At 72.3% G+C, this 18797-nt stretch carries 19 protein-coding genes and 3 tRNA genes; 8 read left to right on the forward strand and 14 right to left on the reverse strand.

All coding sequences use genetic code 11. The annotated features are described in order from the left end of the window. Nucleotides 1-14 precede the first annotated feature (14 nt). The gene (gene leuC, locus AB0C02_RS08520; RefSeq protein WP_357542605.1) at nt 15-1457 is read right to left on the reverse strand and encodes a 3-isopropylmalate dehydratase large subunit; all 1443 of its coding nucleotides are present in this window, start codon (nt 1455-1457) and stop codon (nt 15-17) included. 49 nt (nt 1458-1506) lie between these two features. Between leuC and AB0C02_RS08525 the strand changes: the two genes are divergently transcribed. Then, on the forward strand, nt 1507-2193 hold the full coding sequence (locus AB0C02_RS08525; RefSeq protein ID WP_357542607.1) for an IclR family transcriptional regulator: 687 nt from the start codon (nt 1507-1509) through the stop codon (nt 2191-2193). A 143-nt stretch (nt 2194-2336) separates the two neighbouring features. Here the strand turns inward: AB0C02_RS08525 and AB0C02_RS08530 are convergent. The 4 genes from AB0C02_RS08530 to AB0C02_RS08545 all read right to left on the reverse strand — a co-directional run bounded on the left by AB0C02_RS08530 (nt 2337) and on the right by AB0C02_RS08545 (nt 3946). Next, nucleotides 2337-2412, reverse strand: a tRNA-Glu gene (locus AB0C02_RS08530). 342 nt (nt 2413-2754) lie between these two features. Further along, nucleotides 2755-2827: transfer RNA gene (locus AB0C02_RS08535), tRNA-Glu, on the reverse strand. 137 nt (nt 2828-2964) lie between these two features. Further along, nucleotides 2965-3036, reverse strand: a tRNA-Gln gene (locus AB0C02_RS08540). A 106-nt stretch (nt 3037-3142) separates the two neighbouring features. After that, complete coding sequence (locus tag AB0C02_RS08545; RefSeq protein WP_357542609.1) at nt 3143-3946, reverse strand: fumarylacetoacetate hydrolase family protein; 804 nt, start codon at nt 3944-3946, stop codon at nt 3143-3145. Between the two features lie 175 nt (nt 3947-4121). On the opposite strand from AB0C02_RS08545, the gene AB0C02_RS08550 reads away from it, so the two are divergent. Further along, nucleotides 4122-5507 carry a hypothetical protein gene (locus AB0C02_RS08550; protein WP_357542611.1) on the forward strand — a complete coding sequence of 462 codons (1386 nt, stop codon included), beginning with the start codon at nt 4122-4124 and terminating at the stop codon, nt 5505-5507. A 33-nt stretch (nt 5508-5540) separates the two neighbouring features. Further along, nucleotides 5541-6404 (forward strand): 3-methyladenine DNA glycosylase, encoded by an 864-nt coding sequence (locus AB0C02_RS08555; RefSeq protein ID WP_357542613.1) that lies wholly within the window; start codon nt 5541-5543, stop codon nt 6402-6404. Nucleotides 6405-6489: 85 nt separating this feature from the next. On the opposite strand, the gene AB0C02_RS08560 is transcribed toward AB0C02_RS08555, so the two are convergent. The 8 genes from AB0C02_RS08560 to AB0C02_RS08595 all read right to left on the reverse strand — a co-directional run bounded on the left by AB0C02_RS08560 (nt 6490) and on the right by AB0C02_RS08595 (nt 13158). Beyond that, the gene (locus AB0C02_RS08560; protein ID WP_357542615.1) at nt 6490-7650 is read right to left on the reverse strand and encodes a cellulose binding domain-containing protein; all 1161 of its coding nucleotides are present in this window, start codon (nt 7648-7650) and stop codon (nt 6490-6492) included. 85 nt (nt 7651-7735) lie between these two features. Next, a complete protein-coding gene (locus tag AB0C02_RS08565) occupies nt 7736-8329 on the reverse strand; it encodes a GNAT family protein (RefSeq protein ID WP_357542617.1) in 594 nt (197 codons plus the stop codon). 56 nt (nt 8330-8385) lie between these two features. After that, the gene (gene arfB / locus AB0C02_RS08570; protein WP_357542619.1) at nt 8386-8811 is read right to left on the reverse strand and encodes an alternative ribosome rescue aminoacyl-tRNA hydrolase ArfB; all 426 of its coding nucleotides are present in this window, start codon (nt 8809-8811) and stop codon (nt 8386-8388) included. A gap of 9 nt (nt 8812-8820) precedes the next feature. Continuing rightward, a complete protein-coding gene (locus tag AB0C02_RS08575) occupies nt 8821-9123 on the reverse strand; it encodes a hypothetical protein (RefSeq protein ID WP_357542621.1) in 303 nt (100 codons plus the stop codon). A 119-nt stretch (nt 9124-9242) separates the two neighbouring features. Then, nucleotides 9243-10103 carry a trypsin-like peptidase domain-containing protein gene (locus tag AB0C02_RS08580; RefSeq protein ID WP_357542623.1) on the reverse strand — a complete coding sequence of 287 codons (861 nt, stop codon included), beginning with the start codon at nt 10101-10103 and terminating at the stop codon, nt 9243-9245. 48 nt (nt 10104-10151) lie between these two features. Then, nucleotides 10152-11111: a VWA domain-containing protein gene (locus AB0C02_RS08585; RefSeq protein ID WP_357542625.1), complete on the reverse strand. Its 960-nt coding sequence runs from the start codon at nt 11109-11111 to the stop codon at nt 10152-10154. Next, nucleotides 11108-12112, reverse strand: coding sequence for a DUF58 domain-containing protein (locus AB0C02_RS08590; RefSeq protein WP_357542626.1), 1005 nt, complete (start codon nt 12110-12112; stop codon nt 11108-11110). The genes AB0C02_RS08585 and AB0C02_RS08590 overlap by 4 nt, the downstream gene beginning before the upstream one ends. After that, nucleotides 12109-13158, reverse strand: a complete 1050-nt coding sequence (locus AB0C02_RS08595; RefSeq protein ID WP_357542628.1) for a MoxR family ATPase — start codon at nt 13156-13158, stop codon at nt 12109-12111. Before AB0C02_RS08595 ends, AB0C02_RS08590 begins: the two co-directional genes overlap by 4 nt. A gap of 340 nt (nt 13159-13498) precedes the next feature. Here AB0C02_RS08595 and AB0C02_RS08600 point away from each other — a divergent pair, with 340 nt between their 5' ends. Further along, nucleotides 13499-14383 carry an endonuclease/exonuclease/phosphatase family protein gene (locus AB0C02_RS08600; protein ID WP_357542878.1) on the forward strand — a complete coding sequence of 295 codons (885 nt, stop codon included), beginning with the start codon at nt 13499-13501 and terminating at the stop codon, nt 14381-14383. A 21-nt stretch (nt 14384-14404) separates the two neighbouring features. On the opposite strand, the gene cimA is transcribed toward AB0C02_RS08600, so the two are convergent. Continuing rightward, complete coding sequence (gene cimA, locus AB0C02_RS08605; protein ID WP_357542630.1) at nt 14405-15985, reverse strand: citramalate synthase; 1581 nt, start codon at nt 15983-15985, stop codon at nt 14405-14407. Nucleotides 15986-16346: 361 nt separating this feature from the next. Between cimA and AB0C02_RS08610 the strand changes: the two genes are divergently transcribed. The 4 genes from AB0C02_RS08610 (at nt 16347) to AB0C02_RS08625 (ending at nt 18747) form a co-directional block, all read left to right on the forward strand. Then, complete coding sequence (locus AB0C02_RS08610; protein ID WP_357542632.1) at nt 16347-16907, forward strand: peroxiredoxin; 561 nt, start codon at nt 16347-16349, stop codon at nt 16905-16907. A 2-nt stretch (nt 16908-16909) separates the two neighbouring features. After that, nucleotides 16910-17440, forward strand: coding sequence for a carboxymuconolactone decarboxylase family protein (locus AB0C02_RS08615; RefSeq protein WP_357542634.1), 531 nt, complete (start codon nt 16910-16912; stop codon nt 17438-17440). Between the two features lie 88 nt (nt 17441-17528). Next, nucleotides 17529-17939 carry a PRC-barrel domain-containing protein gene (locus AB0C02_RS08620; RefSeq protein WP_357542636.1) on the forward strand — a complete coding sequence of 137 codons (411 nt, stop codon included), beginning with the start codon at nt 17529-17531 and terminating at the stop codon, nt 17937-17939. Between the two features lie 67 nt (nt 17940-18006). Continuing rightward, nucleotides 18007-18747 carry a tyrosine-protein phosphatase gene (locus AB0C02_RS08625; protein WP_357542638.1) on the forward strand — a complete coding sequence of 247 codons (741 nt, stop codon included), beginning with the start codon at nt 18007-18009 and terminating at the stop codon, nt 18745-18747. Nucleotides 18748-18797: the final 50 nt, after the last annotated feature.

Here is an 18797-nt window from a genome sequence, read left to right on the forward strand (position 1 = left end):
TCTCGGCTGCCCTTCTACAGGTCGGCGGGGGCGGCCAGCCGGCCGACCACGGCGGTGGCGGCGGCGACCGGCGGGGACACCAGGTGGGTACGCCCGCCCCGGCCCTGGCGGCCCTCGAAGTTGCGGTTGGAGGTCGAGGCCGAGCGCTGGCCCGGCGAGAGGGTGTCCGGGTTCATCCCGAGGCACATGGAGCAGCCGGCGAAGCGCCACTCGGCGCCGGCGTCGGCGAAGACCTTGTCCAGCCCCTCCGCCTCGGCCGCCTCGCGGACCGCGGCGGACCCGGGCACCACCAGCATGCGTACGCCGTCGGCCACCTGACGCCCGCGCAGCACGTCAGCGGCGGCGCGGAGGTCCTCCAACCGGCCGTTTGTGCAGGAGCCGACGAAAACCACGTCGACGGCCAGGTCGCGCAGCGGGGTGCCGGGCGTGAGGTCCATGTATTCAAGCGCCCGGCGGGCGGCGGCCCGCTCCGGCTCGGCGACGAAGTCCTCCGGGTTCGGCACCGCCGAGCCCAACGGCGCGCCCTGGCCGGGGTTGGTGCCCCAGGTGACGAACGGGGTGACCCGGCTGGCGTCCAGGGTCACCTCCGCGTCGAAGGTCGCCCCCTCGTCGGTGGGCAGCGTCTTCCAGTACGCCACCGCGGCGTCCCAGTCGGCCCCCTGTGGCGCGTTCGGCCGCCCCTTCAGGTACGCGAAGGTGGTCTCGTCCGGCGCGATCATGCCGGCCTTGGCGCCCCACTCGATGGACATGTTGGCGATGGTCATCCGGCCTTCCATGGAGAGGTCACGGATCGCCTCGCCCCGGTACTCCACGATGTGGCCTCGCCCGCCGCCGGTGCCCACCTGCGCGATCAGCGCCAGCACCAGGTCCTTTGCGGTGACGCCCGGGGTGAGCCGGCCGGTGACGTTGACCGCCATGGTCTTCGGTCGGGCCTGCGGCAGCGTCTGGGTGGCCAGCACGTGCTCCACCTCGCTGGTGCCGATGCCGAAGGCGAGCGCGCCGAACGCGCCGTGGGTGGCGGTGTGCGAGTCGCCGCAGACGATCGTCAGGCCCGGCTGGGTGAGGCCCAACTGCGGGCCGATGACGTGCACGATGCCCTGGTTCTCGTCGCCCAGCGGGTGCAGCCGCACACCGAACTCGGCACAGTTGCGGCGCAGCGTCTCGATCTGGGTGCGGGAGGTGGGGTCCGCGATGGTCAGCAGGTCGCCACGCCGGGACCGGAAGGCCGGATTGTCGTACCCGGTCGGGGTGTTGTGGTCCTCGGTCGCGATCGTCAGGTCGGTACGCCGGACCCGGCGCCCGGCCAGGCGCAGCCCGTCGAACGCCTGCGGGCTGGTGACCTCGTGGAGCAGGTGCAGGTCGATGAAGAGCAGGTCCGGCTCGCCGGCGGCGGAGCGAACGACGTGCGCGTCCCAGACCTTCTCGGCCAGGGTCCTCGGTTGAGTGACTCCCACCATCTGGACATCCTAAATTCTGGGAGGTAAATTTCGGCTTGTGGGACACAGTATGAGCGGTGTCGGCGTTCTCGACAAGGCGGTGGTCATCCTGGCCGCCTGTGTCGACGGCGCCAGCCTGGCCGAGCTCGTTGAACGCACCAAGCTGCCGCGGGCCACCGCGCACCGGTTGGCACAGGCGCTGGAAATCCATCGGATGCTGGTCCGGGACACCCAGGGGCGCTGGCGCCCGGGCCCCCGGCTCGGCGAACTGGCCAACGCCGCGCCGGACGTGCTGCTGACCGCGGCCGAGCCACTGCTCTCCGCGCTGCGCGACGCCACCGGCGAGAGCGCCCAGCTCTATCTGCGCCGCGCCGACGAGCGCATCTGCGTGGCCGCCGCCGAGCGGGCCAGCGGCCTGCGGGACACCGTGCCGGTCGGTTCGGTGCTGCCCATGACGGCCGGTTCCGCAGCCCAGATCCTGCTCGCCTGGGAGCCGCCGGAGGCGGTCATGCCGCTGCTGCCCCGTTCGAAGTTCACCGGCCGCACCCTGGCCGAGGTGCGCCGCCGTGGCTGGGCACAGAGCGTGGCCGAGCGCGAGGCGGGCGTGGCGAGCGTCTCAGCTCCGATCCGTGACCGCACCGGCCGGGTGATCGCGGCGATCAGCATCTCCGGCCCGATCGAACGCGTCGGCCGCCGCCCCGGCGAACGCCACGCCATGGCCGTCGTCCGCGCCGGCCAACGCCTCTCCGGCCTCTAACCTCCCACCCCGTTTGATCATGAGGTTGGCGGCCGTTCGAGAGCCTGGCACGCCGCTAACCTCATGATCAACGACATTGGGGACCGGGCGGGCGGGAAACGGAATCGGCCCGGTCTCGCGGAGCGAGACCGGGCCGATCAGCGTGGTAGCCCCGACCGGATTCGAACCGGCGCTACCGCCTTGAGAGGGCGGCGTCCTGGGCCGCTAGACGACGGGGCCAGGCACTTTCCTGCTTCACCGCCCTGGCGAGCGGTGCGGGAAGTAGTCTAGCGGCACCGCCCGAGGCGCCCAACGGCGGGGGCGGCACCGCCCGAGGCGCCCAACGGCGGGGGCGGCACCGCCCGAGGCGCCAAACGGCGGGGGCGGCACCGACCGGGGCGTTGGCGGTCGCGGTCGCCACTGCTCCTCGATCAACCCGATGTACGGCAAGTGGTGGTCTCCGTCGGCGAGAAGACCACGTTTTGCCGCACACCGCGTTGATCATGGTCGCCCGGAGCGAAACAACGGGCCGAGATACGGAACAGCCCGCCCCACCGAAGGCGGGACGGGCTGTATGCGATGTAGCCCCGACCGGATTCGAACCGGCGCTACCGCCTTGAGAGGGCGGCGTCCTGGGCCGCTAGACGACGGGGCCAGAACCAATGTGCTCCCTTGCCCGGAGGCGAGGAAGCTGCACTCTATCAGAGATCACCTGCCGCCCCTCCGAAGAGGGGCGGAGCGGAACTCCACCAGAATCCAGCGTCCCGGGATTCTCGCGAATCCGCGGTTGCGCTGGGGTACCAGGACTCGAACCTAGACTAACTGAACCAGAATCAGTCGGGCTGCCAATTACCCCATACCCCATTGGCCCCTTGCGGTGCCGGGAATGAACTTTACCCTCCCGGTGCCGACAGGCCAAATCCAACCCCTCGCACCACCCCTGACCAGCGGAAACGAGACGTCGGACGCATCAGGCGACCGGGACCACCGGGTTGGTGAGCTCGCCGATCCCCTCGATCCGCACGGTGACCGTATCCCCGTCGGTGAGCGGACTAACCCCGGCCGGGGTGCCGGTCAGCACCACGTCCCCCGGAAGCAGCGTCATCACGTGGGAGATGTACGACACCAGGGCCGGCACGTCGAAAACCATGTCCTTGGTCCGGCCGAGCTGGCGTACCTCCATCTCCTCCGGGTTGCGACCCACCTCACACCGGATCTCCAGATCGGTGACGTCCAGCCCCGTGGTGATCCACGGACCAAGCGGGCAGAACGAGTCGAAGCCCTTGGCACGGGTCCACTGCCCATCGGAGCGTTGCAGGTCCCGAGCGGTGACGTCGTTGGCGCAGGTGTAGCCGAAGATGGCCCGCTCGGCGGCGGCCCGGTCGGCGCGCCGCGCGCCCGGAGCACCGATCACCACGGCCAACTCCGCCTCGTGCTCCACCTGCTTGGAGAAGATCGGCAGGCGGATCGCGTCCCGTGGGCCGATCACCGACGTGGACGGTTTGAGGAAGAGCAACGGTTCCTTGGGCACCTCGCTGCCGTGTTCGGCGGCGTGCTCGGCGTAGTTGCGGCCGACGCAGACCACCTTGCTTGGCAGGATCGGCGAGAGCAGTCGGACGTCGGAGAGCGCCCAGCGGGCGCCGGAGAAGGTGACCTGCCCGAACGGGTGGCCGTCGATCTCGGCGATGGTCAGGCCCTGCGGCCCGGCCCCCGGCTCGCCCTCGACGACCCCGAACGACATTCCCTTGGCATGAGCGAAACGAGCGATACGCACCCGGCCAATCTATCGCCGCCACCGGCCCAACCACGCCCGACGCGGGCCACGCCACGTCAGCACCCGCCTGCGGACGCGCAGAGTACGCTGCCCCGCGCCGACCGGGGCGGGAATGTCGACTTCGTACCCGCACGGCGGGCCGGGGACCATAGCTTCGGGTCCGGGAGGTTCGGCCATGACTGCAACGAAGCGACACCACAGATCCCTGGCCCTGATCGTGAACTGTCTCGGGGTCATCGCCGCCGTACCGGCCCTGCCCGCCGCGGTGCCCCGGGCCACGGCCGCACCCGCGAACCCGGTGGCCGCGCAGGCCGCCCCGGTGGCCCGCGAAACATCCATCCCGACCGGCGCGCCGGCGGCCCCACCGGCGGTGCCGCCCGCGAAGCCGGCCCCGGTCCCGATGTCGAACCCGCCGGTAACGGTGGCGATGACCGCGGCCAACACCCCGGCGCCCGGCTACCAGATCCAGCTGCGCAACGGCGGGAACAGCGTGGTCGAGACGACCGTACGGCAGGAGCTGCCGGCCGGGTCGAAGGCGACCACGGTGACCGGCGGCGGCCGGGCCACCCCGGCGGCGGGCGCGTCCACCACTGGCGTGGTGACCTGGCAGCTGAAGCTGCCGCCGCACAGCACCACCACCCTGAACACCGCCCTCAGCACCACCACGCCCGGGCAGTCGGTGACCGCACCCGCCTGCGCGTACGGCACCGACGGCACCCGGCCGTACGACTGCGCCACGGCGACCTGGGCGGGCGCGGCGACACCCGGTACGCAGGTGGCGGCGGCGCCACCGGTGTGGCGGCGATTGCCGGTCCTGTTGGCCGCGCTGGCGGCGCTTCTGGTCGTCACCTTCGGCGTGCTCGCCTGGTGGTGGAGCCGCCGCCGGCGGCGCTCCGGGGCGGCGTCGGCCGGCACGGCGGTGACGGACGTCGGCGCCCCGGCGCTCGCCGGCGGAACGGCCGACCCGGCGCAACGCGGCACGGTCTATTCGCGCCCGGCGATGCCGGCACGGACCGGGCGACGGCGTACCCCGCCGGTGTGGTTGGTGATCCCGATCGCCGCGGTGGTGCTGGCCGGCGTGGTCCTCGCGGCGGCCTGGACGGCCACCCAGCGGGTCGCCGCGATCGACACCGGCAAGCAGCCGACCAGCGGCGCCTGGATGGGCCGGAGCGTGACCGGGGCGGTCGGTGTCCCGCTGCGCGAGACCGCGTTCGAGTTCACCGTCTACCGGGTGGCCTGCGGCGCCGGGACACTGCCATCGACCTCGGCGGGCGGCCGGCAGTGCCTGGCCACGGTGGGGGTGCGCAACCTCACGTCGGGCGAGCAGACCTGGCACGGGCAGCTGCAACGGGCGTACCTGCCCAACGGCAACTGGGTCGCCGCCGACGAGGACGCCACCCGGGTCGCCAACCTCGGGCGGGACATCTTCGCCCAGCCGGTCGCCGCGGGCAGCCGGGTGCTCCTTCCGCTGGTCTTCACGGTGCACGGCAGCGACCAGCCCAAGCAGTTGGAGCTACGGAGCGGCGTCTTCTCCGCCGGCGTCCGGGTGGACGTGCCCTGACCAGAGCGCGGGCGGCGGTCGTACCCTGGGGCCGTGACCGCCGCCCTCGTCCCCGCCACCGCGCTCGACGCGCCCGACTGGCAGGCCCGGCGGCGCGCCCACGAGCAGCGGTTGGACGCCTGGCTGACGCCGCACCTGGCCCGCCGGCGCAGCGGCGTGAAGCACCCGGTGGAGGACTTCCTCTTCACCTACTACTCGCACCGTCCGGCCCAGCTGCGCCGCTGGCATCCGGGTGCCGGGGTGGTGCTGCGTGACGCGGATCCGGCCGAGTTCGGCCGGGACTACCGCGCCACCGCCGCCGGGCTCACCCTCGACACCGATGGGGTACGCGCACAGCGCGCCGAGTCGATCGACTGGATCCGTACGCTGCTCGCGGCGACCGCCGGCCGCCCGGCCCACCTCGGCTGTTTCGGGATGCACGAGTGGGCGATGGTCTACCGGCAGACCCAGGACGAGGTACGCCACAACGCCTGGCCGCTGCGGCTCGGCCCGGAGGCCACCTCCGCCGTCGTCGAGGAGCGGGGCGTACGGTGCAGCCACTTCGACGCGTACCGGTTCTTCACCGCGCCGGCCCGGCCGCTGAACGTGCTCACCCCGGCCCGCGAGACCCAGCACGCGCTGGAGCAGCCGGGCTGCCTGCACGCCAACATGGACCTTTACAAGTGGGCGTACAAGCTCTCCCCGCTGGTGCCTTCGGAGCTGGTGGCGGACTGTTTCGCGCTGGCCCGGGAGATCCGCACCCTCGACATGCGGGCCTCGCCCTATGACCTGGCGGAGCTGGGCTACCCGCCGGTGCGGGTGGAGACCCCGGAGGGCCGGGCCGAATACGTCGCCGCTCAGCGTGGCTTCGCCGAGCGGGCCGCCCGCCTGCGGGCCCGGCTGCTCGCTGCCTCTTAATCAACTCCGTGTGCGGCATGTTGTGGTCACAAGCGGCTGCGAGACCACCTGTTGCCGCACACGGAGTTGATCGCCCCGAGCGAGCTCAGCTCACGGCGCAGCTCACCGTGGGTACGGAATTCGAGCCGGTGACGTCGGCCAAAAAGCCGAAGGCGGTCTGGGCGGCCGGGGCGAGCGCGCCGTTCCAGCTCACGTTCCGCGCGGTCACCTGGGCGCCGCTCTGGGTCAGGTCGGCGCTCCACGACTGGCTGATCCGTTGGCCGTTGGCGAAGGTGAAGCGGACGGTCCAGCCGGAGATCGACGCGGTGCCGGTGTTGCGGACGTTCACCTCACCCTGGAAGCCGCCTGGCCACTCGCCCACGATTCGGTAGTCGGCGGCGCAGCCTGTGCCGGGTTTCCCGGTCGACGTCGGCGTCGGCGTGGGGCTGGCGGTGGGCGACGTGGTGGGTTTGGGGCTGGCGGTGGGCGACGTGCTGGGCGTGGGGCTGCCGGTGGGCGACGTGGTGGGCGTCGGGGTGGTCCGGCGCAGGGCCGAGGTGAGCGCCGGGTACCAGCGATCGGACATCTTCTGGTCACCGGAGGCGCTCGGGTGCACCCCGTCGTACGTGTCGCTGGCGGTGTTGAACCCGGTCCACTGGTCGACGACCACCACCGGCGAGGCGGCCGTGGTCTTCCCCGCGGCCCAGCCGTCGATCGTGGCGTTGAGTGCGACGACCCGCTGGCCGCACTCCGGGCAACTGCTCGGGGCCATCGGGATGATCTTCGCGACGATGACCGTCATCGCCGGGTTGCTGGCCCGCATCTGGTCCACCAGCTTCGAGTACGCGGCCAGGATGGTCGCCGGCGCGATGTTGCTCCAGACGTCGTTGGTGCCGAAGTGCATCAGCACGATGTCCGGGCGGGTGGCGGAGAGCCAGCCGGGCAGCAGGTTCTGGTTGGCCACATTGGTCACCAGATAGCCGCCGTGGCCCTCGTTGTCCCCGTCGTACGGAACGCCACACCCTTGCGGGCCGAGGGTGCCGACGAAGTCGATGTCGGTGTAGCCGGTGGACTGGAGGCGGTTCCAGAGCAGCGCCCGCCAGCAGCCCGGCGAGCCGGTGATCGAGTCACCGAGCGGCATGATGCGTACCGGGGTGGTGGCAGCGGTGGCCGGAGGCGCCGTCGAGACGACGGCCAGCCCGACGGCGAGGACGGGAACGAGGGCGGCGACCGCGATCAGCGCGGCGCGCAGAGGTGCACGGAGCATGATGAGGGGACTCCTGTCACGTGACGTGGTGGTCGGTGACGGCCCTTGCTCCCGCGTACATTGAAGCGGTTCGACGGCTCCAAACTCAACCCCGGTCCCGCTTGCCGGACTCCGGGTGGCCCCGGTGCGCGGCCCACTCCGCGGCGAGGATCGACATGACGGAGGCGTCGACCCAGTGATCGCCGTCGCGGAGCACCTGGCGCAGCGTCCCCTCGGCGACGAAGCCGACCTTCTCGTAAACCCGCCGGGCGCGCGGGTTGAAGGCGAACACCTCCAACGAGATCCGGTGCAGGTCGAGCTGCTCGAAGCCGTACCCGACGATCAGCCGGACCGCCTCGGTGCCGAGCCCCCGGTCGCGGCCGGCGGGGCCGATCAGCGTACGGAAGTTGCAGCTGCGGTTGTGGCCGTCCCATTCGTTGAGGACCACCTCGCCCACGCAGGCCCCGGTCGCCCTGTCCACCACCGCCAGGTCGAGCCGGTCGGTCTGGCTGTTGCGGGTGCCGTACCAGGCCCGGAGCCGACCGAGGTCGAACGCCTCGCCCGGCGGGCTGCCGGTGAACCGGGCCACCTCCGGATCGGACGCGATGGCTTGAAAGGCGGCGATGTCGTCGTCGACGAACGGGCGCAGCACGACCCGGTCGCCGGTGAGGGTGGGCTTGACGGAGAAGTCAGCGGGCATGCGGCGGATTCTGGGCAGCGCCCCGCTCGGCCACAAACCGTTTCCGGCGCGGCCGGTCAGTCGCCGTCCACCCGGCGATCGCGTTTGCGCTGGGACTGGCGTTTCTTCTCGGCGAGGCGGCGTTCCTTCGCCGCCCGGGACGGGCGGGTCGGGCGGCGGGGTTTCGGCGGCGGGGCGACCGCCTCGCGCAGCAGGGCGACCAGCCGGTCGCGGGCGGCCTCCCGGTTGGCCAGTTGCGCCCGGTGCTCGCTGGCGGCCACGGTCAGCACGCCGTCGACCAGCCGGCCGGCGAGCCGCTCCAACGCGCGGGCGCGCAGCGGCTCGGGCACGCTCGGCGAACCGGCCAGGTCGAAGCTGAGCTCCACCCGGCTGTCGGCCGTGTTGACGCCCTGCCCACCCGGACCGGACGAGCGGGAGAAACGTTCCCGCAGCTCGCCTTCGGGCACCACGATCCGGTCGGTCACCCGCAGTCCGTCGTCCACCCGGTGAGGCTAACGCCCCATCGGATGACTCGGGGTGGGTGTCGAGGTCGGGGTGGGCGCGGGAACCGTCCGCTCATCGTCCGACCCGACCGCCGCGTACGCGGCCGCGCCGACGAGCAGCAGGGCGATCACGCCCACCTTGGTGATGACCGTACGGGTTGCCAGCCAGGCGGTCCGCCGGGCGCCGGGAACGGTGTTCCGGGCGGTTCGGTAGTCCTTCCAGCCGCGCTTCGCGCGGGCGTACGCCGCGCCGATGCCGGTGCCGATGACCAGGCCCACCACGAGGAGGGCCGCGATGACAGCTTGCTCCACCCACGCCAGTATCCATACTCAGCGTAATATTTCCATGGCCCGATAGTCCCACGCCGGATATCCGACAGTTCACCCGATCCTGCCGAATGTTTCGGTATACCGGCGCAGGTCAGGGCCGGTCAGCCACCCCGACCGATGATCGTGTCGGCGGTCTGCTGCACCTGGTCGATCGGGATCGCGAACCCGATGCCGATCGAGCCGTTGCCGTCGATCGTGGCGATGGCCGTGTTCACGCCGACCACCTCGCCCCGCGCGTTGACCAGCGGGCCGCCCGAGTTGCCCGGGTTGATCGACGCGTCGGTCTGCACCGCGGTGTGCCGACCGTTGCCGATCTTGACCTGCCGGTTGAGCGCGCTGACGATACCGGCGGTCACCGTGCCGGCCAGCCCGAGCGGGGAACCGACCGCGATCACCGGCTCGCCGACCCGGGTGGAGTTGGGCTTGGCCAACGGCAGCGGTGTCAGCCCGGCCGACGCGGGCACCTTGAGCACCGCCAGGTCGCTGCTCGACTCCCGCCCCACCACCTCGGCGTTGAACCGCCGGCCGTCGGAGGTCTCCACGGTCACCGGGCCGGAGCCGCCCTTGGCCAGAATGTGGTCGTTGGTGACGATGTGCTGCTCACGGTCGATGGCGAAGCCCGAGCCGCTGGCCGACGACGCAGACGAACCGCCGACCATCACCGAGACCACCCCGGGCACGGTCTTCTCGGCGGCGGTGACCAGCTCGGCCGGCACCGGTGCGGCGGAAGCCGCGGCGGGCCCGGCCGCGTCGTGGCCGGCCACCCAACTGCCGGCCGCCGCCCCGGAGAGCGTGGCGAGGGCCACCACCGCCAGCGCGCTGAGCAGCCGGCCGCGCCAGCTCGGTCGCCCCGGGCCTCCCTCCGATCCGGGTGCCGCCCAGTGCCCGCGCCGGTCCGGATCCAGCTCGGGCGAGACGAACCACGGGCCGCGCGGCTCGCCGAGTCCGGTCTGCACTGCCATACCTGGCTCCTCACGTGTCGTGCCGACATGCCGGGTGAGTGGTGCGGATCAGGGCAGCCGGGAGAACCACCGCAGGGATCCGGCGGCCGCACCCATGGCGAACACCAGTCCCATGCCGATGAAGCGGGCCGAGATGTCCTGCCGTTCCTTGCGGTAGCCGACCGACGTGCCGATGTCCTCGTAGACGGCGCGCAGCTCGGAGCTGCTGGCCGCCTCGTGGAAGCGGCCCCCGGTCTCCTCGGCCACCGCCTTGAGGGTCTGCCCGTCTACCGGCACCTGGATGGCTCGCCCGCCGCGGTCGACGAAGCCCGACGGGGTGCCGAACGAGATGGCGTGCACCGGGATCTTGGCCGCCAAGGCCTGTGCGGCGGCCTCCATCGGGTCCATCCCGGAGGTGTTCGCGCCGTCGGAGAGGATGATGATCCGGGCCGGCGGCGGGTCCTTGGCGGCCTTGGCGTCCAGGCTCTTCACCGCGCCCAGGCAGGTGCTGATCGCCTCCCCGATGGCGGTGCCCTGGACGCCGGTGATCCCGTCGGCGAGCCGCCCGATCCCCTCGTGCAGGGCGTCCCGGTCGGTGCCCGGCGGGACCAGCACCGCCGCGCTGCCGGCGAAGGCGACCAGCCCGACATTGAACTCCTTCGGCAGGCCGTCGGCGAACCGGCGGGCGGCTTGCTTGGCGGCGGTCATCCGGTCCGGCTCGACGTCGGTGGCGAGCATCGAGGTGGAGACGTCCACCGCCAACATCACGGTGGCACGCTCCCGGGGCACCCGTACCTCGGCGCTGGGCCGGGCGAAGCCGACCACCAGCAGCGCGAGCATGGCGAGAAAGAGGCCCGCCGGCACGTGCCGACGCCAGGCCGGTCGGCGCGGCGCGACCCGGTCCAGCAGGCGCAGGTTGGTGAAGCGGAGCGCGTACCGGCTCTGCCGGCGCTGCATCGCCAGGTAGCCGACGACGAGGGCGGCGACGCCGAGCAGGAGCCAGAGTCGGGCGGGCGACTGCCAGGTCATGCGGCGCCTCCCCGGGCCGGGGCGGGCGCGGTGGCCAGCCGGCGCTGGTGGTGCACGTGCCGCACGATGTCGGCGGTCCAGTCCCGGTCGGTCCGCAGCGCCAGGTGGGTCGCCCCGGCCCGGCGCAGCGCCTGGCGTACCTGGTCGCGTTCGGCGGCAGCGGCTTCGGCGTACCGCGTGCGCAGGTGCCGGTCGCCGGTCCACACCTCGCGGCGCCGCCCGGTCTCCGGGTCGACCAGGGTGACCAGGCCGACGTCCGGGAGCTCCAACTCGCGCGGGTCGGTCACCTCCACCGCGAGCACCTGGTGCCGGACGGCGAGCCGGCGCAACTCCGCCTCCCAGGGCGGGGCGGCGTCCCGATCGTCCGGCAGCCCGTCCAGGAAGTCGGAGACGACCACCACCAGACCGCGCCGGGTGGCCACCCGCCCGACGCCCGCCAGCCCGTCGACCAGGGCCGGCAGGGCTTCCGCTCGCGGCACGGCGTCAACCGCGCCGAACCGGGGTGCGCCGAGCAGGGCGCGCAGCAGCCCGAGCAGGTGGGTCCGCCCGCTGCGGGCCGGAAACCGGCGTACGCCGTCTGGAGCGAGCACCTGTGCGCCGAGGCGGTTGCCGACGCCCGCGGTGAGGAACCCGACCGCCGCCACGGCGGCCACCGCGAGTTCGCGCTTGTCCAGCGTGGCGGTGCCGTACTCCATGCTGGGGCTGGCATCGACCAGCAGCCAGGTGGTCAGCTCCCGATCGGCGTCGACCTCGCGGACGTGCGGCACGGTGGTCCGGGCGGTGACCGCCCAGTCCATCCGGCGTACCTCGTCCTCGCCAGGCCGGTACTCCCGGCTGCCGGCCATCTCGCTGCCCGGCCCGGGCAGCAGGCCGTGGTACTGGCCCTGCAGCAACCCGTTCAGCCGCCGGGTGACGGTCAGTTCGAGCCGGCGCAGCCGCTGGTCGGGGGCGAGATCCGCCAGACCGGGCCCGGGCGGGGTCGCGGTGGCCCGGCGCCTCATGCCGCCGCCAGGTCGGACGCCGTTTCGGGACGACCGGCGACGACCCGGGGCAGCGGCACCGCCTCGACCAGCCGGCGCACCACCGCGTCGGCGGACACTCCGTCGGCCACCGCGTCGAAGGAGAGCACCAGCCGGTGGGACAGCACGTCCACCGCCAGGTCCCGGACGTCCTCCGGGAGCACGTGGTCCCGGCCCCGGATCAGCGCCTGCGCGCGGGCTGCGGCGACCAGACCGAGGGTCGCTCGGGGGCTGGCCCCGTACGTCAGCAGGGGCGCGATGTCGGCCAGCCCGAACCGGCCGGGGTCCCGGCTCGCGAGGATGAGCCGGACGACGTACTCGGCGAGCGCGTGGTGGACGAAGACCTGACTGGCACGGCGCTGGAGTTCGCGCAGCCGGGCCGGGTCGAGCACCGGCCGGGGGGTGGGCCGATCGCAGCTCATGCGGTAGAGGATGGCCAGTTCGTCGGCGTCGCTCGGGTAGTCGACCACGACCTTCATGAGGAACCGGTCCCGCTGGGCCTCGGGGAGTTGGTAGACGCCCTCCGACTCGATCGGGTTCTGGGTGGCGAGCACCAGGAACGGCTCGGGGACCGGCCAGCTCCGGCCGCCGATGGAGACCTGCCGTTCGGCCATCGCCTCCAGCAGCGCCGACTGCACCTTGGCCGGCGCCCGGTTGATCTCGTCGGCCAGCAGCAGGTTGGCCATGACCGGACCCAGCTCGACGTCGAACGACTCGCTGGAGGCCCGGTAGATGCGGGTACCGACGATGTCCGAGGGGACCAGGTCGGGGGTGAACTGGATGCGGGAGAAGGTGCCGCCGACGACGGTGGCGAGGGTCTGCGCGGCGAGGGTCTTGGCCACGCCCGGCACGCCCTCCAGCAGGCAGTGCCCATCGGCGATCAGGGCGGTGAGCAGGCGTTCGACGAGGCGGTCCTGCCCCACGATCACGCGCTTGACCTCGAAGAGGGTCTGTTCCAGCTCGACGCCGCCGGCATCGGCGTCGGCAGGGCTGGGCACGCTGGTCAGGGTGTCCGAGATGTCCGTCACGGTGCTTGCTTCCCGTGCTGACCGTCGGACAAACGTCGGACTATCAATCCCTGCCAGGTCGTTTCCGGACGGGACCGGGACAACTCCCCGGCCGGGGAAGGCAACGGTACGAGCGGGTGCGGGCGGCGCAGTTCGCCGCAGACCGCACTGTCAGCGGGCGCGGGGGCCCCGGCCCCGGCGTACGGCCCGTACCGGACCTCGCGACGGGCCGCCGAACGGTACGTTGACGGCCGTGGCCACGACGACGGACGAGGTGCGGACCGGAGCCTGGACCCGCCGGATCGCGACGGCTGCGTGCTGGCTCAGCGTCGCGCCCGCGGCCGCCTGGGTGGGATTCCGGATGGTCGGGTCGGACCGGGGACCGCTGGTGCAGGCGGTCGCCTTCACGCCGTACGTCGCCGCCGGTTCTCTGCTGCCGCTGGGGCTGGCGCTCGCCCTGCGGCGGCGCGCGGCGGCGGTGGTCGCGGCGGCCGCGGCGCTGGCGCTGATCGGTGCGGTGGCGCCACGCGCGGTCGCCGGTGCGCAGCCGGCAGCCGACGGCCCGACGCTGCGGCTGCTCACCGCCAACCTGTTGTTGGGCGGCGCCGAGCCGGGCCGGCTGGTCGACCTGGTCCGCCGCCATCGGGTGGACGTGCTGGCCGTGCAGGAGTTCACCCCGGACATCGCGACCGAGCTGGACCGCCTCGGGCTGGCCGACCTGCTGCCCTACCGGATGCTGAACCCGGAGCCCGGCGCCACCGGCTCCGGGCTGTACGCGCGCTTCCCGCTGGCCGAGAGCGGAATCCGGCGCAACCAGGGTTTCGCCTTCACCCAGGCGTACGGGACGCTGGCGGTGCCGGGCGCGCCACCCGTGCGGGTGGAGTCGGTGCACCCGGCATCCCCGTACGCCGTCAGGGTGGTGCCGGAGTGGCGCACCGACCTGCGCGGGCAGCCGCCGGCCACGCCCCAGGGGCAGCTGAGCATCCTGGCGGGAGACTTCAACGCCACCCTCGACCACGCCCCGCTGCGGGACCTGATCGCCACCGGGTACGTCGACGCCGCCGACTCAGCCGGCGCCGGGCTCGCCGGCACCTGGGGCCCCTACGACAGCGACCTGATCCCGCCGGTCACCATCGACCACGTGCTGGTCGACCGGCGCATCGCGGTCCGCTCGGTGGCCGTGCACCCGCTGCCCGGCAGCGACCACCGGACCGTCTTCGCCGAGCTGCGCCTGCCGGCCGGCTGACGTGTCTACAGGGGCCCCTCCTTACACCCGGGCCCGGTCCAGGCCGTAGGTGAGGGCGTCGACGAGGGCGTGCCAGCTCGCCTCGACCACGTTCGGGTGGACGCCGACCGTGGTCCAGTCGCGGCCCGCGCCGGCCGTCTCCAGCAGCACCCGGGTCACCGCGCCGGTGCCGCTGCTGCCCTCCAGGATGCGGACCTTGTAGTCGGCCAGCTCGAAGTCACGCAGCTGCGGGTAGTGCCGGGCCAGCCCCGTCCGCAGCGCCTCGTCCAGGGCGTTGACCGGGCCGTTCCCCTCGGCGGTGGCGATCACCCGCTCGCCGCCTACCCGGATCTTGACGGTGGCCTCGGAGATCACCGTGCCGTCCTCGCGGTGCTCGACCAGCACCCGGTACGACTCCAGCGCGAACGGCCGGGGCACGGCCCGGCCCGGCAGCTCGGAGCGGACGAGCAGCTCGAACGAGGCGTCGGCGGCCTCGAACGACCAGCCGCCGGCCTCCAGCTCCTTGACCCGCTTGGTGACCGTGGACAGGGTCTCCGGATGGCCGGACAGGTCCAGGCCGAGCTCGCGGCTCTTGAGCTCGACGCTGGCCCGTCCGGCCATCTCGGTCACCAGGATCCGCATGTCGTTGCCCACCACCGACGGGTCCACGTGGTTGTAGAGCAACGGGTCGACCTTGATCGCGCTCGCGTGCAGCCCCGCCTTGTGGGCGAAGGCGGCGGCCCCGACGTAGGCCTGGTGGGTGTCGGGTGCGATGTTGGCGATCTCGGCGACGGCGTGCGAGACCCGCACCAGCTGTTCCAGGCAGCCCTCCGGCAGGACGGGCAGCCCGAGCTTGAGCTGGAGGTTGGCGACGATCGCGAAGAGATCGGCGTTGCCGGGGCGCTCGCCGTACCCGTTGGCGGTGCCCTGGACGTGCCGCACCCCGGCCTCGACGGCGGCGATGGTGTTGGCCACCGCGCAGGCGGTGTCGTTCTGGGCGTGCATGCCGAGCAGTTCCGGGGCCACGCCGGTGCGCGCGGTGACGTCCGCGATGGCGGCGGTCACCTGGGACGGCAGCATCCCGCCGTTGGTGTCGCAGAGCACGAACCGCTCGGCGCCCGCGCTCAGCGCCGTCTCCAGCACCGCGGCGGTGTACGCCGGGTCGTGCCGGTAGCCGTCGAAGAAGTGCTCCCCGTCGACGAAGACCCGCCGCCCCTGCTCCACCAGGTGCCGCACCGTGTCGTGGATCATCGCCAGGTTTTCCGCCGCGGTGGTGCGCAGCGCCCGCTCGACGTGCCGAATGTCCGCCTTCGCGACCAGCGCCACGGCCGGCGTCTCGGCGTCGAGCAGCCCGCGTACCTGCGGGTCGGTCTCGACTGCTACCCCGGCCCGACGGGTGGCACCGAAGGCGACCAGGATCGCGTGCTTGAGCGGCAGCTCGGTACGGGCGCGCCGAAAGAACTCGGTGTCCTTGGGGACGGCGCCCGGCCAGCCGCCCTCGATGAAGCCGACCCCGAGGTCGTCGAGCAGGCGGGCCACCGCCAGCTTGTCGACCACCGAGTAGCTGAGTCCCTCGCGCTGGGCGCCGTCGCGCAGCGTCGTGTCGTACACCTGGAAGGTCATGGGAGTCCTCTTCTCGAGCCTTGAGGGGAGCAACAAAAAGACCCCCCGCGGATGCGGGAGGTCTGCGCGCTCGGCGAGAGGGAAGCCGGCGCGCTAGCTGCAAATAATCAGGACGTAGCTGGTCACGATCCGTACTCTGCCACCCCAGCCTCGGTTCTGGGAGGCACAATCCACATATCGGGACGATGACGGAGGGTGATGTCACCCGATCAAGGGACGGAGCCTGGGCAGGACGCGCCACTGGTGATCGACTTCACAAGTCATCCGGCCGGCGACAAGCGGAAACAAGGCTGCGGGGTAATTTGGAACCGATCCAGTTATCGGCCCCGCGCCGTTGACAATCCGCTCCCTAGGAGGACCTGTGCTCACTGTCGGTGACCGCTTCCCCGAGTACGAACTCACCGCCTGCGTGTCGCTGGACGCCGACAAGGCGTTCGAGACGCTCGACCACAAGTCCCACCAGGGCAAGTGGCGGGTGGTCTTCTTCTGGCCGAAGGACTTCACCTTCATCTGCCCCACCGAGATCGCCGAGTTCGGCCGCCTCAACGGCGAGTTCGCCGACCGGGACGCCCAGGTTCTCGGCGTCTCCGTCGACAACGAGTTCGTCCACTACGCGTGGCGCAAGGACCACCCGGACCTGCGCGAGCTGCCCTTCCCGATGCTCAGCGACATCAAGCGTGAGCTGACCGCCGCCTGCGGCGTGCTCGGCGAGGACGGCGTCGCCCAGCGGGCCACCTTCATCGTCGACCCGAACAACGAGATCCAGTTCGCGATGGTGACCGCCGGCTCGGTCGGCCGGAACGTCTCCGAGGTGCTGCGGGTGCTGGACGCGCTGCAGACCGACGAACTCTGCCCGTGCAACTGGAACAAGGGCGGCGCGACCCTGGACGCCACCGCGCTGCTCGCCGGCGCCGGAGCCTGACGATGGGCCTGGACGCGGTCAAGGCGGCGCTGCCCGAGTACGCCAAGGACATCAAGCTCAACCTCGGCTCCACCATCGCCACCTCGACGCTCAAGCCGGAGCAGGCCTGGGGCACCGCCCTGGCCTGCGCGGTGGCGGCCCGCAACCCGATGGTGCTGAAGGAGATCGCCGCCGAGGCGGCCGGTCACCTCACGCCGGAGGCGGTCGAGGCGGCCAAGGGCGCGGCCACGATCATGGCGATGAACAACATCTACTACCGGGCCAAGCACCTGATCGGCGACGAGCAGTACGCCTCGCTGCCGGCCCGGCTGCGGATGCAGATCATCGCCAGGCCGGGGGTGGACAAGGGCGACTTCGAGCTCTGGTGCCTCGCCGTCTCGGCGATCACCGGCTGCGGCGTCTGCCTGGAGTCGCACGAGAAGACCCTGCGCGCCGCCGGGTTCAGCCGGGAGCAGGTGCACGAGGGGCTGCGTATCGCGGCCGTCGTGCACGCCGCCGCGGTGGCCCTCGACGCGGAGGCCGCGCTGGCCTGAGTCGCCCGGTGTAGCGATCCCCACAACCGGGTACGAAGGGTCCGACAGGGCACATCCCCCGAGAAAGTCGAGAAAGGGAGTGGACGCGATGGAGCGGCTCGACCCTCTAACGACCCACCGGACGCCCGCAGGGCGCTTCGACCCGTGGCGCTACCCGGACGACGCCGGGGTGACCGGCATCGACCTGGTCGGCTACAAAGTGGAGGCGAGCGACGGCGGTATCGGCAAGGTGGACCGGGCCAGCCACGAGGTGAACTCCAGTTACCTGGTGGTCGACACCGGGCCGTGGATCTTCGGCAAGAAGGTCATGCTGCCGGCCGGCACCGTCAACCACGTCGACCACGACGAACGGAAGGTCCACGTCGACCGGAGCAAGGACCAGATCAAGGCCGCGCCCGAGTACGACGTGTCCACCGACGCGGATCCGGCGTATCGGGAGAGGCTCGGCGGGTACTACGACGACACGTACTCGTCGATCCCGCCGGGCACCGCCCGATAGCGGAGGCACCTGCGTCGTACGGCCGGCGGGGCCCATCGTGGCCCCGCCGGCCGTTACCGTGTCATGGATGGATGTCACTCACACCCCTGGCCGGAGCCCTTTCCCCGCCCTGTTCAACTTCCGCGACGTCGGCGGGCTGACCGGTCACGACGGGCGGTCCGTCCGCCGCAGCCGGCTCTACCGCTCCGACTCCCTGCACCGGATTGACGAGACTGACCGGACGGCGTTCACCGCTCTCGGCATCCGCACGGTGATCGACCTGCGCCGCCACTCCGAAGTGGCCCGCGACGGCCGGGTGCCCGCATACGACGGTCTCCGTTACCGGCACATCCACCCCGAGCACCGGGCGTGGGCCGAGCAGCTGTACGTGCCCGGCACCAGCCTGACCCGCTACCTCGCCGACCGGTACGCCGACCTGGCCCGGACCGGCACCGCCGGGCTGGCCGAGGCGATCGGCTTGATCGCCGACAGCGCCAACGCACCGGTGGTGGTGCACTGCGTCGCCGGGAAGGATCGCACCGGCATCGTCTGCGGCCTCGCGCTGGCCGTGCTCGGCGTGTCCGACGACGACATCGCTGCCGACTACGCGCTGAGCACCGAGGCCTCCGCCCGGTTCAGTGCCTGGGTCGCGGCCACCATGCCCGAGGCCGAGGAGCTGCCGCCCCCGTTCCTCGCCTCCCCCACGGAGGCGATGCTGCTCTTCCTCACCGAGCTACGCGAAGGGTACGGCTCGGTCGAGGGCTACCTGCGCCACGCCGGCCTGACCGACGCGCAGCTCGCCGCCCTCCGCGCCCACCTGCTCGACTGAAACCCCGGCGGTGGGCATGAGGTGAGACGGCCGGCACCGTCGACGATGCC

The organism is Micromonospora sp. NPDC048999 (genome assembly GCF_040649295.1).
In the GTDB taxonomy this organism is placed as follows: Bacteria; Actinomycetota; Actinomycetes; order Mycobacteriales; family Micromonosporaceae; genus Micromonospora.